The sequence below is a fragment of the Neobacillus paridis genome (assembly GCF_016765675.1).
In the GTDB taxonomy this organism is placed as follows: Bacteria; Bacillota; Bacilli; order Bacillales; family Cytobacillaceae; genus Neobacillus; species Neobacillus paridis.
In genome coordinates, this window is sequence record NZ_JAESWB010000045.1 from 1 (window position 1) to 15659 (window position 15659).

Annotated in this window: 13 protein-coding genes; 3 read left to right on the forward strand and 10 right to left on the reverse strand. The window is 39.6% G+C overall.

Features of this window, described 5'->3' with window-relative positions; translation table 11 throughout:
* Positions 1-489: 489 nt before the first annotated feature.
* The 4 genes from JK635_RS04395 to JK635_RS04410 form a co-directional block, all read right to left on the reverse strand.
* Positions 490-816 carry an ArsR/SmtB family transcription factor gene (locus tag JK635_RS04395; RefSeq protein WP_202652777.1) on the reverse strand — a complete coding sequence of 109 codons (327 nt, stop codon included), beginning with the start codon at positions 814-816 and terminating at the stop codon, positions 490-492.
* On the reverse strand, positions 817-1236 hold the full coding sequence (locus JK635_RS04400; RefSeq protein ID WP_202652778.1) for an SRPBCC family protein: 420 nt from the start codon (positions 1234-1236) through the stop codon (positions 817-819).
* Positions 1237-1400: 164 nt separating this feature from the next.
* A complete protein-coding gene (locus tag JK635_RS04405; protein ID WP_202652779.1) occupies positions 1401-2717 on the reverse strand; it encodes a purine/pyrimidine permease in 1317 nt (438 codons plus the stop codon).
* Between the two features lie 21 nt (positions 2718-2738).
* Positions 2739-3707 (reverse strand): bile acid:sodium symporter family protein, encoded by a 969-nt coding sequence (locus tag JK635_RS04410; RefSeq protein WP_202652780.1) that lies wholly within the window; start codon positions 3705-3707, stop codon positions 2739-2741.
* 203 nt (positions 3708-3910) lie between these two features.
* Here JK635_RS04410 and liaG point away from each other — a divergent pair, with 203 nt between their 5' ends.
* The 3 genes from liaG (at position 3911) to JK635_RS04425 (ending at position 6845) form a co-directional block, all read left to right on the forward strand.
* Positions 3911-4777 carry a LiaG family protein gene (gene liaG, locus JK635_RS04415; RefSeq protein WP_202652781.1) on the forward strand — a complete coding sequence of 289 codons (867 nt, stop codon included), beginning with the start codon at positions 3911-3913 and terminating at the stop codon, positions 4775-4777.
* Between the two features lie 149 nt (positions 4778-4926).
* Positions 4927-5316, forward strand: a complete 390-nt coding sequence (locus JK635_RS04420) for a YuzC family spore coat inner layer protein (RefSeq protein ID WP_202652782.1) — start codon at positions 4927-4929, stop codon at positions 5314-5316.
* A 167-nt stretch (positions 5317-5483) separates the two neighbouring features.
* Complete coding sequence (locus tag JK635_RS04425) at positions 5484-6845, forward strand: MATE family efflux transporter (RefSeq protein WP_235887880.1); 1362 nt, start codon at positions 5484-5486, stop codon at positions 6843-6845.
* A gap of 122 nt (positions 6846-6967) precedes the next feature.
* On the opposite strand, the gene JK635_RS04430 is transcribed toward JK635_RS04425, so the two are convergent.
* From JK635_RS04430 to JK635_RS04455, 6 genes are all read right to left on the reverse strand, one after another.
* A complete protein-coding gene (locus tag JK635_RS04430) occupies positions 6968-8638 on the reverse strand; it encodes a glycoside hydrolase family 13 protein (protein WP_202652784.1) in 1671 nt (556 codons plus the stop codon).
* An 18-nt stretch (positions 8639-8656) separates the two neighbouring features.
* Positions 8657-9679, reverse strand: a complete 1023-nt coding sequence (locus tag JK635_RS04435; RefSeq protein ID WP_202652785.1) for a LacI family DNA-binding transcriptional regulator — start codon at positions 9677-9679, stop codon at positions 8657-8659.
* Between the two features lie 40 nt (positions 9680-9719).
* On the reverse strand, positions 9720-12083 hold the full coding sequence (locus JK635_RS04440) for a glycoside hydrolase family 31 protein (protein WP_202652786.1): 2364 nt from the start codon (positions 12081-12083) through the stop codon (positions 9720-9722).
* A gap of 69 nt (positions 12084-12152) precedes the next feature.
* Positions 12153-12995, reverse strand: a complete 843-nt coding sequence (locus tag JK635_RS04445) for a sugar ABC transporter permease (protein ID WP_202652787.1) — start codon at positions 12993-12995, stop codon at positions 12153-12155.
* A 1-nt stretch (position 12996) separates the two neighbouring features.
* Positions 12997-14277, reverse strand: coding sequence for a carbohydrate ABC transporter permease (locus JK635_RS04450; RefSeq protein ID WP_202652788.1), 1281 nt, complete (start codon positions 14275-14277; stop codon positions 12997-12999).
* A gap of 96 nt (positions 14278-14373) precedes the next feature.
* Entirely contained in the window at positions 14374-15639 is a 1266-nt protein-coding gene (locus JK635_RS04455) for a sugar ABC transporter substrate-binding protein (RefSeq protein WP_202652789.1), read from the reverse strand.
* Between the last annotated feature and the right edge of the window lie 20 nt (positions 15640-15659).

Sequence of the window (15659 nt, forward strand, 5' to 3'; positions counted from 1 at the left end):
TATTCAGGTTAAACTGTACTTGAGTCATTTTTATTCCTCTTTTCATTGTTTATCGTGGTTGAAAACAGTGTTGCCAAAAGTGAATAAAATGACTCATTATTTTTACACAATTATACGGACTTAATCGAGTTATCCCTAGGAAAGTGCACGTGGCGGGGCTCTATGAACACTTTTGACAGAGTGTTCCCTAGGAAAGTGCTCATAGTGAGGCTCCATGAACACTTTTGATGGGATTATCCTTAGGAAAGTGCTCATAGCAAGGCTCCATGAACACTTTTGACAGAGTGTTCCCCAGGAAAGTGCTCATAGCGAGACTCCATGAACACTTTTTGCAGAGTTATCCCTAGGAAAGCGCTCATAGCGGGGATCCATGAACACCATTGACGAGATAACTTCCTTGGGGGTGCACATTGCAGGGATCAATGTACACGTAAGCCTAGAATATCTGGTGAAAAGTGCTTTTGGAGAGGATCATTGTAAAAGTACCTGTTAATACTCATTATCCGGGTCACTTTCCAGCACGTATTTATGTTTCGAAAGTTTGTTGCTCCAAAACAGCTCATAAAATTCCCGCAGCTCAGTTAACGGTTCCGGATGGAGCCAATAAATTTTTTCTCTCCCTTTCTTGCGGCCGCGAACTAACTCCGCTTCCGCAAGAACTTGAAGATGTTTCGCTACAGCCGTACGGCTCATCGGAAAATGGGCACTTATTTCCGAGATGGGCAGCTCCTTTTCAGCCAGAAGTTTCAAGATTTCTCTCCGTGTCGGGTCAGCAACCGCTTGAAACACGTCACGTTTTTGTGCTGTTTGCAACACTTAGCCCTCCACAAGCTGCTTTAGCTTCTGGACAATCCCCGCCCAGCCTTTTGACATCGTCTCATGAATAACTGATGCTTTTTGACCTGCTTTTTCAATCGTTTCATCAGGCCGCTTCCAACCGCCATGGATAAGAGTAAATTCTGTTTTATCTACCAACTCTTTTAAAATAAATGAGGCATACCAGCCCTCTGTATCCCAAGTGAAAGATAACCGATTAGGCGGATCAAATTCGGTGACTTTGCATGGTGAAGAACCAAAAGGTGATTGTAAATGAAATTCATACCCCACCTCAGGCTTGAAATCATTCGGCATAAACCATTCAGCAATCCCCTCAGAAGTGGAAACCTGCTGCCAAACCTGCTGAATCGGTGCTTCAATGATGATGGACTGCTTGATATCTGGTAGTTTATTTTCCATCCTTTTTACCTGCTTTCTGTTTTATCATATAAAACCATTTGGTTTCACTTTCTCAGTATAAAAAACCAAAAGGTTGCATGTCAACCCTATCCTTTACTATAAGTGTTCCAATTTCCACTGTAAAAAAACTTCCCCTCACCATTTTGGTGAAGGGAAAAATTCCATCATTGTTTTGCTGATAATGAACTTTTTTTTGACGGAAATATAACATGCTCCAGCAACAGGCATAAGATCAAGCCAACTAAAAGTCCGTTCGATACAATGTTCCGCAGCCACGGGGCGACACTGGCAAACGCCTCGGCCGGTAAAAACATCATCCCGATGCCAACCATTAAAGAAAGCCCGATTACCAGTAAATTTCGGGTGGTCGGCCCGATACTCATTAAATCACGAATTCCAAACCCCATCATTTGTGAGAATGGAATAAACAATGATGCATAGGCAACTTCCAATGGCAAGGTTGCTAAAAATCCGCCGATATACGGAAAAAACCCTGCAGCCATAATCAAAACAGCACCCACGATTATTGGACGCATCTTTTTAATGCCGGTGGTGCCGATAAATCCGGCAGAAACTGATAAAGGTACAACCCCCACAACGGAGAACAAGCCGGAGACGATTAAGTTTAAGCCATTACCAAAAATCCCCTTTTGATATTGTTTCGGCTGTACTTGCTTTTCTAACGCAATCCCTACCACTAAAATACTGGCAATCACATTAGAGATTAACACCACGGAGGTAATGATTGATGTCAGGACAATGCCGACATCGAACTCTGGCGTTCCCCAAGCCAGTAGCTGCGGCAGCTTAAACCAGCCGGAAGGCTCATAAACGTTCCCTTGATGAATCAATCCGAAAAAATGGAACAACAGCCAGCCAACGACAATTCCGATTAACGGTCCCATGCTTTTCAAAATTCCCTCGAATTTTAAAGAAATAATTAAAATAATGATAATTTCAATCAAACAAATCAAGGTTATTTTTCCATCCAAATGGCCTGTGGCAGTGATACCAAGAATACTTTGGAAGAATGAACCGCTCAGCTGGCTGACAAGCAGGATTAAATAAACCCCTGTGACAATCGGAGTAAAGAGGTTACGAACCTTTTCAACGACTGGCAAAAGCCCTAGGACGCCTAAGAAAATCCCGGCAATCATAAGGCCCATTTCCAATTGCTGGAGTAATAGCCCGCGATTCCCGGGAGCACTCATTGTCCCCAGAAGAATGAAAATGGCCCACCACATTCCTGCTGCTCCCTCAACAACCGGCAACCGGTGGCCAAAATAGATTTGGACCAATGTCGCGGCCCCGCTGACAAATAGCATTCTTTCCATAAAGGTGGAAATTTCCGCCGGTGACATCTGAAAGGCGGCACCGACCACAACCGGAACGGCAATGATATTCGTCAGCATAAAAACCGCCCACTGAATCCCTTGTATTCCTGACAACCATCCACTCTCTTTTTTATTTAATTCAGTCATGATAAAAAAACCCTTCCTTCTCTACACAGTAACAGAATCTTGTTTTTCCAATCTTTTGTCATAGTACCTGGCAATAAAATGCCCATTCAATGAGGCTAGAATCTGCTGGAAAAGCATGCCAATGACAACCGGCACAGCAACCGCCGATGGAAAATAAGTAACTCCAATAACTGCTCCGGCACTGATGTTTCGCATCCCCCCGGTAAAAGTCAGGGAAATTACTTTATCCCGCTTCTTAAGCAGCAGCTTCCCCAGGTAAAAAGAAAATAAATATCCGGTGAAGGCAATGAAGAAAACAACTGTAGCGATACCGATCAGCTTCAAATGAGCATTTTTTAAATATGGCGCCACAACGGCCCCATTTAGCATAACGACAAAGCCAAGGCAAATTTTTGAAAAAGGCGCCAACCGCACCCCTAATTGATTATTTATTTTTCCCTTCGTCATTTGGTTTAACAGCATACCAATAATGGAAGGGACGACAACCATTCCCAATAAGCCCTTCATAATGTCCAAATAATCCATTTCAATTTTTTGCCCCATGAAAATGGATAGCGAGTACGGGACAATAATGGGCGAAAGGAAGGTGTCAATTAAGATTACGGATAAAACCACTGGAATATTCCCTTTATAAATCGACACCCAAATAAAGCTTGTAATCCCTGTTGGAATGACCATCGCTAATATAAGTCCGGTAATCGTGTAGGCGTCACTCGGGAAAATGATATGTCCCACCCCCCAAGCCCAAATCGGCATAAGGATATGTAGAATCATCATCGCGATAAAAATGGGGAATGGATGGGTCAGTACATCCTTCAGCGATTGGAAATTGGATCCCAAACTCCCGGCAAAGGTCATAAAAGCAAAAATCCAAGGAACTAAAAAAGAAAAATCCTTAAGGTTTGTACTTAGTAACACACCGATGATTACACTTACAGGCGTTATGAACGGCATCAATTTTTCCAATCGTTTATTTAGCTTTTGCAGCATATTGGGCATCTCCAAACTTTCACTTCTTGCTGTAACATTGCAAAGAATATCATAACATGGAACCAAACTTTTCGTGAATCGAAAAATATTCTTTTTCTACGCCCTAAGTCTTAGAAACAATTAAACCCCTAGTACATAGCGAAAAGTCAAAGAATTTCATATTCTAAATGTAGAAGAAGTTGGTTAAAAGGAGTTGTATAAAAATGAAGCGCATTTTAATTTTGTTATTGGTTATTACTGGGTTATATCTTATTCTTCATCAGTCGTTTCAGTTCAATTGGTTTAATGTCAGTAATGCCGATGGGCAAGCAGCTATTACCAAAGATATCAATGTCATTAAGGTGGATGTCGGAAGCGTTAGTACAGAGATTATCCCTGAAGACCGTTCTGACTTGAAAGCAGTCTATCAAGGAAGACAAAAGCTCACAGTTACGGACAAGGGTGATACGGTGGAAGTATCCTTGAAAAAGAAATGGTTCAATTGGTTTAACTGGTCGTCTATTTCGGAAAAAAGCAAATTAAAAATCTACCTTCCGGAAAACTATAACCGCAGTATGGTTATTGATTTAGGCTCTGGAAATGTAAACTTTTCCGGAACTTCCCAAAACCAGCCGATGAAACTAGAGGAATTATCCGTTGATATTGGCTCGGGTAATATTAATCTCAAAAATCTTCATGTGAAGCACTTAAAACATGACGTTTCATCAGGAAATGCCAATATCGATTCCTTAACTACCCAATCCAGTGCGTTTAACGTCAACTCCGGGAACATCAATCTCAGTCATTACTCAGGCGCATTGGAGGCAGATGTTTCTTCCGGAAGATTGAAGGCACAGCTTGATAAGGTCAACGATTCGATCAAGATCGATGTTAGCTCAGGTCTGGTGCAGCTGGATTTACCTGAAGATGCTGATTTTACCCTTAACGGAGAGGCCAGCAGCGGCATCATTTCCAATGACTTTCCACTCAGATCCAGTGAAAACGGCAAAAAGCATATAAGCGGAACTCATGGCAGTGGAAAACACAAGATCGACCTCGATGTCTCAAGCGGAGTCATTAGAATCTATTAATGCGAAAAGTGCTCGGACCTAATTCGGGTACTTTTTTTAGAATTTTTAGCTCCTCAAAAAGGACAAAGTCCAAAAGTCTAAAAATTTCATAGCCTATATAAAGTGAAACTTACATCATGTGTTTTTCCTTTGGAAGGAGAGCGATCAACATGTACCACTACCCTTATCACTTTCAGGCTAATCTCCAAGTACCGTGCACCACAGTTTATATGCCAAGCATCCTGCCGCCTCGAACTTATCCACCTGTCAATACAAAAATTTTTTCCGAATCCATTAAATCATTTCGCCTGTTAATGGAACAAGGCAGTATATTGCTTGATCGATTAGGAAATCTTCCATTTTCCCATAAGATTATGAGCGCGGCCCAGCAGGGAAACCAAGCAGAAGTGAATCGGTTAATCCACTCTCTTGGACTTAAGGTTCCAGTTAAAACAAGTTATACCCCTACAGGTGTGAATTTTGAACTCACTACCCAAACAAGTCCGGCTGCCCCCGTCAGTTGCTGCACTTTAACGATTAATATGAAATGGGGGCATTAACGAAAAAAAAAACTGCTGCTGGTACCACTTGATTATCAGGCAGTTTTTTTATTTTCGGTCACGAATATACATATAAAGGGATATTATTTTTTGTCTTTGTCTCACCGTAAAAAAGGAGTAAAATGAAGTGGAGATTTTATCATTTACTAGAAAAAGGAGTCGCATTTTTGAAGGAGCAAACAAATAAGTATCAGGAACAAACTCTTTTCAATATTTCTTGGCCGCTTTTTATTGAATTGGCACTTCATATGGGAATGGGGATTCTCGCTACCTTCATGCTGGGTCACTATTCAGATGAAGCTGCTGCGGGGGTCGGCGTTGCCAACCAGCTGTTAAATATTTTTATCTTAATCTTTAACGTCACTTCGATTGGTGCTACCGTCTTAATCAGCCAAAACCTCGGTGCCGGACAGTTGAAAAAAGCAAGGCAATTAGCCCGATCGGTTTTTGGGTTAAATTTTTGGTTTGGCATCATTGTAGCGGCAATTGTGTTTTTCTTCGGCGAACGTTTACTGCGGTTATTTGATATTCACGGTATGGTATTTGATTACGGTCTAATCTTTGTTCAGATTTGCGGATTCTCCCTCTTTTTTGAATCCATTTCCCTGGCTTTAAGCGCAACGTTAAGGAGTTATGGATACACAAAGGAGTCGATGGTGGTTACCGTCATCATGGATTTCATTAGTTTAGTGGGAAATCTGATCGCCATCGGAGGATTTTTGGGAATTCCCATTACGGGTGTTACTGGAGTTTCATGGGCGATTGTGATTGCCCGGGCCTTTGCTGTCTGTGCACTAATTTACCTGGTGTATAATCGGCTTGCGTTAAATCTCACTTTTAAAGATGTTTTTCATGCGAAAAAAGAAGATATTAATGGGGTACTTTCGATTGGCATTCCTTCCGCGGGGGAAAATCTTTCTTATCAATTATCCCAGTTGGTGATTACCAGTATCGTCGTATCAATTGGAACGGCTTCTCTGGCGGCACGGGTATATATTTTAAATATTAATATGATCTGCTACTTATTCACCCTAGCAATTGCCCAAGGTACACAGTTACTAGTGGCCCGTTACATTGGTGCAAAGCAATTTGAACGGGCGCTTCGCCGCGGTCTGCGTACCCTAAAAATTGCCATGGCGGCATCCTTGTTGACGTCATTGATCATTGCCCTGACTGGAACACCGATTTTAGAGATTTTTACAAAAGATCCTGATATCATTGCTGTCGGTATTCCGGTATTATGGGCGATTGTTTTCGTAGAACCGGGAAGAGCCATGAATATTGTCCTAATGAGCTCGTTAAAATCAGCCGGCGATGTCCGTTTCCCTGTTGTAATTGGAATTGTGTCGATGTGGGGAGTGGCCGTTTCCCTAAGCTATATCTTTGGTATTCATTTTGAGTTAGGCCTCTTGGGTATCTGGCTTGCTCAGGGTGTTGACGAATGGTTAAGAGGAATCTTTGCTACCAAACGCTGGTTGATGAAACCGTGGGAACGAATCGTCGGGAAAAAAGCAGAAGTATCTGCTTGATCAGGCTTTATGCCATCCAGTTTCAATAACATGATCGAATTTGAGAAAAGTTAAACATGTTCTTTTTGGGGACTCTTTGGTCTAAAAAGGCGATCCAAGAGAGTCCCTTGAATCGCCTTCAATTATGTCGTTATCCGATATACTCTTGCTTCGTAGGGTTTTAACCTGAGCTCCTGAAGCGGTTCATGTTTAGCGACAGCCATATTATTAAGTAATAAATGTTGGTAATCAAAGGTAAAGCCTTTAATTGATGCAGGCTGCGTCGACAGATTGGTGATAACCATTACCTTTTCATCATTCAGCGTCCGGGTGTAAGCAAAAATCTGCGGATCATCCTTTAATACTAGATCATAAGTACCATACGTAAAGACTTCGTACTGCTTTTTCAAGCGAATCATCTTTTTGTAAAAATTTAAGATCGAGGCAGGATCTTGCTGCTGGGCCTCAACATTTATTTGCTTGTAGTTTGGATTTACTTTAAGCCAAGGCGTACCCGTTGTAAAACCGGCATTGGCCACATTAGACCATTGCATCGGTGTGCGTGAATTATCACGGCCTGAGGCCCAAATGATCTCCATTATTTCTTGATGGGGCACACCTGCTTCGCGCCTTAAGCGATACATATTTTTTGCTGAAACATCATCATAATCTTCAATCGACGCAAATTGCACATTGGTCATGCCGATTTCCTGACCTTGGTAAATAAACGGCGTACCCTGCATTAGAAAATACATTGTCGCAAAAGCGGTAGCACTTTCCCGCCAATAGTCTTGATCATTTCCCCAAGTAGAGACTACCCGTGCTTTATCGTGGTTTTCAATAAAGAGGGCATTCCAGCCTTTATCTTCAAGTGCCTTTTGCCAACGTGACAAAACGTCTTTTAATTCAATGATATTAAGCTGTTTTTTCTTCTCGGCATCCCATAAACTGAGATGTTCAAATTGAAAAATCATGTTAAATTTGCCTTCTGTTTTACCGACCCAAAGCTCAAGGTCGCGAGTATCATCGACCGTTACACCGTTTGCTTCACCAACGGTCATGATATCATAGTTGGCAAACGTCGCTTCCTTTAATTCCTGCAAAAATGTATGAATTCCTTTTACATTCATCATTTTGTCGAAGGCCGGAATATATTTAAGCCCTTTTGGGTTTGGCATATCCTTTAGTCCCGGTTCTTTTTTAATATGACTGATCGCGTCAACCCGAAAGCCGTCAATCCCTTTATCGAGCCACCAATTAATCATTTTATATAATTCTGTCCGAACAGCTTTATTTTCCCAGTTTAAATCAGGCTGTTTTTTGGAAAAAATATGCATGTAATATTGGTCTGTTTTTTCATCATATTCCCACGCTGAGCCGCCAAAAATACTTTCCCAGTTATTTGGCTCCTTCCCGGCTTTTCCATCCCGCCAAATATACCAGTCCCGCTTCGGACTATCCTTGGAAGAGCGAGATTCAATAAACCACCGATGTTCATCACTGGTGTGATTAATAACAAGGTCAAGAATCAGCTTCATCCCCCGTTTATGGGTTTCTGCCAATAAATGATCGAAATCCTCCATCGTTCCGAACTCCGCCATAATTTCCTGATAGTTACTTATATCATAGCCATTATCATCATTTGGGGATTGGTACATCGGAGAAACCCAAATAACATCAATTCCCAGATCCTTTAAATAATCAAGCTTTGCAATGATTCCTTTTATATCGCCTATCCCATCACCATTGGAATCCATAAAACTGCGGGGATAAATTTGGTAGGCGACAGCTTCTTTCCACCATATTCTTTTCATGTTAAATCCTTTCCAATCCTAGTTGTATTTAGCGCATGATGAACGTTCCACCAAGCGATGCGAAATAATCAACCGTTTCACAGGTTCCTTATCATTTTCAATCATTAAAATTAAGTTCTTCGTTGCTTGGTATCCAAGTTCAAATATATTGATGTCCACCGAAGTTAATGGGGGTCTGGACATTTCCGCAAGCAAAACATTATTAAAGCTGACTATCGATAGATCTTGAGGTACCTGTATACCCAATTCATCAAGCGTGTTCAATACTCCTAGCGCCATAAAATCATCAGCGACAACAAGGGCTGTTGGCGGCTCATCAAGTGCCATTAATTCACGGACTGCCTCCTGTCCGCCTTCCCGTAAAAATTCCTCATGAACAATATATTCAGGTTTTACCAGAATACCTGCTTCCTGCAAGGCCTTTTCATAGCCATCCAGGCGGTCTAAAGTTACCATCAGTTCCCGGGTCCCTCCAATGAAAGCAATATGCCGATGACCTAAATGAAGTAAGTATTCCGTGGCCTCTTTCATCGCTCGGATATTATCATTATCAACATGCGTAATTTCTTCAATATCTTGGTAGGGCTTCCCGATTAGTACAAATGGGAATTTCCTTTTCCGCAAATATGAGCTGACCTGATCACGAACCCTTGAAGTAAGGAGTACAACTCCGTCAACACGTCGCCCCTCGACCATCTGTATGACCGCATCAAGAATTTCTTTTTCAGATTTGCCTGTCGTCATATGCAAAGCATAATATTTTTCCTGTGCTCCCTCACTAATTCCTTGTAACACTGTTGGAAAAAAAGGATTTTGAAAACCAACATCCTTTGAGCTTGGCATTACAAGTCCAATCGTCTGTGTTGATTTACTAACTAGATTTCTAGCATTTATATTAGGATGGTAGCCAAGCTGTTCCATTGCCCTTTTTACTTTTTGCTTTGTTTCTTCACTGATACGCGGACTATCTGCGATAACTCTTGAAACCGTCGAAGGTGCTACATTGGCGAGCTTTGCTACGTCCTTAATGGTTACGGTCATTATATTTTTCCCCTCTCAAAGAAGGTAAATCTCTTATTTTTCAATGATACATTAAAGCTGTTACCCTATCTTGTTCTTTTATTATATCTAATTGACTACCATTTAAATAAAGATCAAAATCTTTTTGTGATCCGTGTATGACAAACTCAATTTCTGACCATTCCGGCTGATAAGATCCCTCTGTTTTTGTGTATATTTCAATCTTTCCAAGAGTTGTTTTTACCTCAAATGTTTGTTTGAAATAAACACCATCCAGATAAGAAAACGTCATGCCATCATCATCGTAAAGTGTAAAAGAAGATGTGGAATTTGGTTCATAATAAAAATGCAGAAACAACTTCTCATCCTTAATATTGGTAGACAATTTCTTCTGGCCATGAAGAATCATACTCCCTTTTTTCACAAAAATAGGAAGTGTGTTTAATTCTGCTTTGACTAAATGATATTGTTTTCCATCATAATCTTCCTCAGTCCAATAATCCACCCATCTTCCTTCCGGTAAAAAAACAGTTCTATGTGTTTTACCAGGTTCCATGATTGGAGCAATGATCACGTTATCTCCAAACATGAATTGATCAGAAATTTGATACGTTTGTTCATCAGATGGATATTCAAAGAATAACGGACGCATAATCGGGGCCCCAGTCCGGTTTGATTCAACAAATAATGTATACAGTTGTGGGAGCCATTCATAGCGAAGTTCAATGTATCGTTTCATAATTTCTTCGTATTTTTCGCCAAATGACCATGGTTCCTGGCGAACTGACTCCAATACAGAATGATTTCTAAAATATGGTGTGAAGGCGCCAACCTGAGTCCATCTTGTCAGTAGCTCACCGTTAGAGTTATGAGCAAATCCACCCACATCCGCACCGGAAAATGCCACTCCTGAAAGACCCAAATTCATAATCATTGGCAGCGTCATCTGTAGATGTTCCCAAAAACTTCGATTATCCCCAGTCCATACTGCTGCATACCGCTGGATGCCCGAATAACCAGCACGAGTTAATACAAACGGACGAAGACCATTCAGTTCTTTTTTCAACCCTTCATAGGTTGCCTCACTCATTAACAATCCGTAAAGATTATGCAGTTCACGATGCGATTTTGGATTTCCGTTATTATGATGCATCACTGAAAGATCCATGGTTTTGGATTCATTAAATACGGCTGGTTCATTCATATCATTCCAGATTCCTTCAATACCCAGATCAGTATAATATTTATGTTTGGTCCCCCACCATTCTTTCACACTTTTTTTCGTAAAGTCGGGGAATACACTCCTCCCAGCCCATACATCTCCAATATATACAGGACCTTCAATATATTTGCAAAAATAATCTTGTTGAATTCCTTCTTTATAGATCGGATATTCCACATCTTGTTTTACACCTGGGTCAACTATAGGGACAATTCTTATCCCTAACTTTTTTAATTCGGTAACCATTTTTTCAGGATTTGGAAATTTATTCTTATCAAAAGTAAACACCCTATAACCATCCATGTAGTGAATATCAAGATATATGGCATCTAAAGGAATTTCCTTTTTGATAAATGTTTTTGCAAGAGTAAGAACTTCCTCTTCCGTTTCATAACTATATCGTGATTGATGATAACCAATTGCCCACTTCGGAGGGATTGGCATTCTTCCTGTTAAGAATGTATACTGTTCCAGCACATCTCTCGGACTTGGGCCAACCATTACATAATAATTTAATAAGCCGCCATCAGCCGAAAAAGAATAATATTTTTCCTCTGATTGTAAATCAAAGGTTGAGCGAAATGTATGATCAAAGAAAACTCCATGAGCTTTTCCATCTCTTAATGTGATAAAAAATGGGATGGATTGATATAGTGGGTCTGTCTCAGGATTATGTGGTGCGTAGACATCGGTATTCCACATCGTCAATTTTTCCCCACGCTTATTTAAATACCCCGTCTTCTCGCCAAAGCCATAGAAATAATCTGTTTCCGACATTTCTTTAAAGCAGATGACTTCCTTTGAACTCCCGTACCCCATTCCTCTTTGCCCTTCGCTTACAATTACGTTTCCTTTTGCATCTAAAATAGTTATACGAAGTGGACATTTTGTAATAGCTAAGATCAACTTTAATGAATGACAATAGATACTGTCCGTCTCTTCTCTGTACTTTATATCAATAGGCTGAGATTCAGCTACAACAGCAGGACTGCTGACAAAGCATGAATCTCCTAATGGATTGGCGGTAATTTGGACAATATCCTCTCGAATAAATTTTATGATTACCTTCCCGGTTTCCGTCTGCAATATAACTTCTGGTCCACTCTTTTGGCTCGAAACCAAATTACCAATGTCAAAAAAGGTTGATTTCGCAAAAATCTTAGATTGACTAGGCTGAATTGCAAAACTAGAATCTTCTAACATTCACTCTTCACTCCATATACGATATAGTCTTATCATGCTATTAATAGGCTGGGAAAGTCTCCCTCCCTGTTATCCTTTTACTCCTCCAGCGGTTAATCCTGTAACAAAATACTTTTGGAATGATAAAAACAAAATTGAAATAGGGATAGCGATTAAAACTGATCCAGCAGCAAAGGTAGTAAATTCACTCCCATACTGTCTTGAAACTAAGTCATATAATCCTACCGCCAACGTATATTTTTCGGGTGAACGTAAAATGACTTTTGCTAGAATAAAATCTGTAAACGGGGTAATAAAATTAAATAATGCAACAACTGCAATAATTGGCTTCGCCAGCGGCATAATAATTTGAATGAAAATTCTCATATGCCCAGCTCCATCCATTCTTGCACTTTCGTCCAATTCTTTCGGAATTGAATCTAAATATCCCTTCATCAGCCATGTATTCATCGGGATGGCTCCACCAACGTAAATTAAGATTAGACCAGCATGGGTATCAAGTAAATCGGCTGCTCTCGCCAATACAAAAATGGCAATCAAAGCGGCAAAATTCGGGATCATTTGCAACATTAAAAAAGTGACTAATCCATGCTTTCTTCCAATAAATTGATATCGGGAAAATGCATAGGCCGTAAAACTAATGACGATTACTGATGATACCATCGTAATCAAGCTGATTTTCAACGTATTCCAATACCATATCAGATAGTTACTTTTCTCGAGATTAAAAATGGTTTTAAAATGTTCCCATGTAGGATTCTTAGGAATCAAGGAAGAGCTTGATAAACTCGTTCCTGGAGTCATAGAAGCTCCTATTACCCACAGAATTGGATAAATGATAATTACTGCCATGATCATAACAACAAGATATGTCAGCGACAAGCGAATGATTTTTTGCCTCTTTATGCTCATATCACATTATATCCTCCTCTTTGAATGCATTTGTTTTCCTAAATTGCCAAAGAGATACTAATATGACAACCGTTGAAAGTATTAATGTAATCGCGGCAGCCATTCCATATTCTTGTTTTGTTACGGTTAGATTGTAGATCCAGGAAATCAAAATATCTGTGCCACCAGCATTTTGACCTGAAATTGCCGGTCCCCCCGTATTAAATAGGTAAATAATATTAAAGTTATTAAAGTTAAATGTATATTGGGTTATCAAAATTGGCGCGGTAGCAAATAAAATTAACGGGAACGTAATGTGACGGAATTTTTGCCACATATTTGCTCCATCAATCGTAGCTGCTTCATACAATTCCTCAGGAATAGCTTGTAGTACCCCGGTAACCATTGCAAAAATAAATGGAAAGCCGAGCCATGTTTGAATAAAAATAAGCGCTATTCTCGTCCAAGCTGCTTCAGTCATCCACGGAATCGGCCCAATGCCGAGTGCATGTAAAATAGTTGTGTTAATGGCCCCAAAACTTTCATTAAATAATCCAGCAAAGATCAAGATTGAAACAAATGCAGGAACAGCCCAAGGTAGAATTAATATCGTTCGGATAATCGCCTTGCCCTTTAAATCTTTTTGATTAATTAACACAGCCAAAAAGACTCCAAGAGCAATTTGAAATGTCGTTGCCCCAAAAGTCCAAATAATTGTCCATGAGAAAACATTTATAAAGGTATTACGCCATATATCTAAGGTAAACAATTTCAAATAGTTTTCTATGCCTACCCAATCTACCAGTTTCGCTGGCCATTGATGGTATAAATTGTAATTGGTAAATGAAAGCAATAACACGAAAATGATAGGTAAAATGACAACAAATATTAAAAGAAAAAATCCAGGCGTGATCATTAAATAGGGAAAACCTTCATTTATCAAGGTGTGATATTGGCCCTTTATCGTGCTTAAAGGAATCCCTAAGTCACGTTTTTTTCCATTTTTATATGCATCCCGTAAATTAAATAAAAAGAATCCCAGTCCAAAAATAGTTAAAAGAATAGCGATAATCCCATAAACTAATAGAAATATTGAATTATCTCTTGGTAATTCCTCACCTAGTGTGACGATTCCCCAGTAACCAATGTTTAAAATGTCCTTAAAAACCACAATAAATGAGAACGTTAAAATTAAAAAGACAATTCCTTTTAAAAATTGGCGATTATATATTTGTCCAAGCCCAGGTATTACTGAAAGTGTTACAGCAACTTTCCCATGATTAGTTTTTTTCACTTTTTCCACTGAAAGGTAACCCCTTTCTACTTCATTCCTTTGTTTTAGCTTAAACAAAATTGAGGCAGCACCACCTCTATAGGGGCGCTGCCTTTTTAAATCAAATTATTTTCCACTATGATTTGTTTCAATATTTTGATTAATTTGTTTTACTGCATTATCAAGTGCTTTTTTAGCCTCAGCCTTACCTGTTACGACAGTTTGAACAGCATTTTTCATTGGATCCCATACCTCAGCCATTTCTGGAACACTTGGCATTGGAATGGCTACTTGTGACTGAGCCATAACAGCAGCGGCCCCTTCATTATTTTTCACGAAGTTTTCGTCTTCGATTAATGATTTTAACGGAGGAATTTCACCAGTTAATTCAAATCGTTTCTTTGCATTTTCCTCATTGGTAATATATTCAACAAATTTTTGTGCCCATTCTGAATTCTTGCTAAAGCTAGTAACGAACCAACCTTTGACACCCATAAATGTTTTTACCGGCTGTCCATTTGGTAATTTAGGCATCGGTGCAACACCCATATCAATTCCTGCATCTTGATAATCTTTAAATGCCCAAGGACCATTTTGTACAGCAAAAGCTTTACCTTCTTTAAATAACCCATTCATTTGGTCATTTGATTTCTCACCGATAATTCCACGCGGGAACAGGCCTTCTGCATACCATTTATTAATATAGTTAACTGCTTCCACAGCTTTATCATTATTTAAACCAATATCTTTAACATTAAGTTGATTATCTTTTTGGCCAAATACATATGCTCCAAATCCTGCAAATATTCCATGGGCATGATAGAAATCATCCCAAATGGCTAAGAAACCATAATTTCCGTTTTTCGTTACCTCTTTTGACTTTTGGTAAACTTCATCCATCGTTGTTGGTACTTCTGGCAATAGTTTTTTATTGTAAATGAATACCGGAGTTTCTACTGCTTTTGGAAGAGCATAAAGTTTTCCCTCATATCTGAAAGCATCCACTGAAGACTTTGTAAATTTAGATAGAACTTCATCACTTACTTCAAGAGGTTTAATGTATCCCTTAACGACAGAAGGTCCTACCCCATCATGTGACATCGTAATGACGTCTGGTGCTTTTTCTGTATTACCATCTAATGCAAGGTTTTCCTGCATTTTTGTAATATTGAATTCTTTGAATCCAATTTTAATTCCATTTTCTTTTTCAAACTTTTGTGCAGCATCTTTTAATGCTACTCCTTTATCTTGGTCTTCCCAGACAATCAGTTTTTCCGGTTTTGCACCTTCCTTACTATTTGTGGTGCTGCTTGAATCTTTTTTTGGTCCACAAGCAGACAGAACACCAAGCATTAAGACAACCATCATAAAAATTGAAAGCGTCTTTTTCATTTTTCCCCCTCCTAAATATT

Excerpts from the sequence above, each read along its gene's own strand:
- JK635_RS04400 (WP_202652778.1), bottom strand. The coding sequence starts at position 1,236 with ATGGAAAATAAACTACCAGATATCAAGCAGTCCATCATCATTGAAGCA.
- JK635_RS04405 (WP_202652779.1), bottom strand. The coding sequence starts at position 2,717 with ATGACTGAATTAAATAAAAAAGAGAGTGGATGGTTGTCAGGAATACAA.
- JK635_RS04410 (WP_202652780.1), bottom strand. The coding sequence starts at position 3,707 with ATGCTGCAAAAGCTAAATAAACGATTGGAAAAATTGATGCCGTTCATA.
- liaG (WP_202652781.1), top strand. The coding sequence starts at position 3,911 with ATGAAGCGCATTTTAATTTTGTTATTGGTTATTACTGGGTTATATCTT.
- JK635_RS04420 (WP_202652782.1), top strand. The coding sequence starts at position 4,927 with ATGTACCACTACCCTTATCACTTTCAGGCTAATCTCCAAGTACCGTGC.
- JK635_RS04430 (WP_202652784.1), bottom strand. The coding sequence starts at position 8,638 with ATGAAAAGAATATGGTGGAAAGAAGCTGTCGCCTACCAAATTTATCCC.
- JK635_RS04435 (WP_202652785.1), bottom strand. The coding sequence starts at position 9,679 with ATGACCGTAACCATTAAGGACGTAGCAAAGCTCGCCAATGTAGCACCT.
- JK635_RS04440 (WP_202652786.1), bottom strand. The coding sequence starts at position 12,083 with ATGTTAGAAGATTCTAGTTTTGCAATTCAGCCTAGTCAATCTAAGATT.
- JK635_RS04445 (WP_202652787.1), bottom strand. The coding sequence starts at position 12,995 with ATGAGCATAAAGAGGCAAAAAATCATTCGCTTGTCGCTGACATATCTT.
- JK635_RS04455 (WP_202652789.1), bottom strand. The coding sequence starts at position 15,639 with ATGAAAAAGACGCTTTCAATTTTTATGATGGTTGTCTTAATGCTTGGT.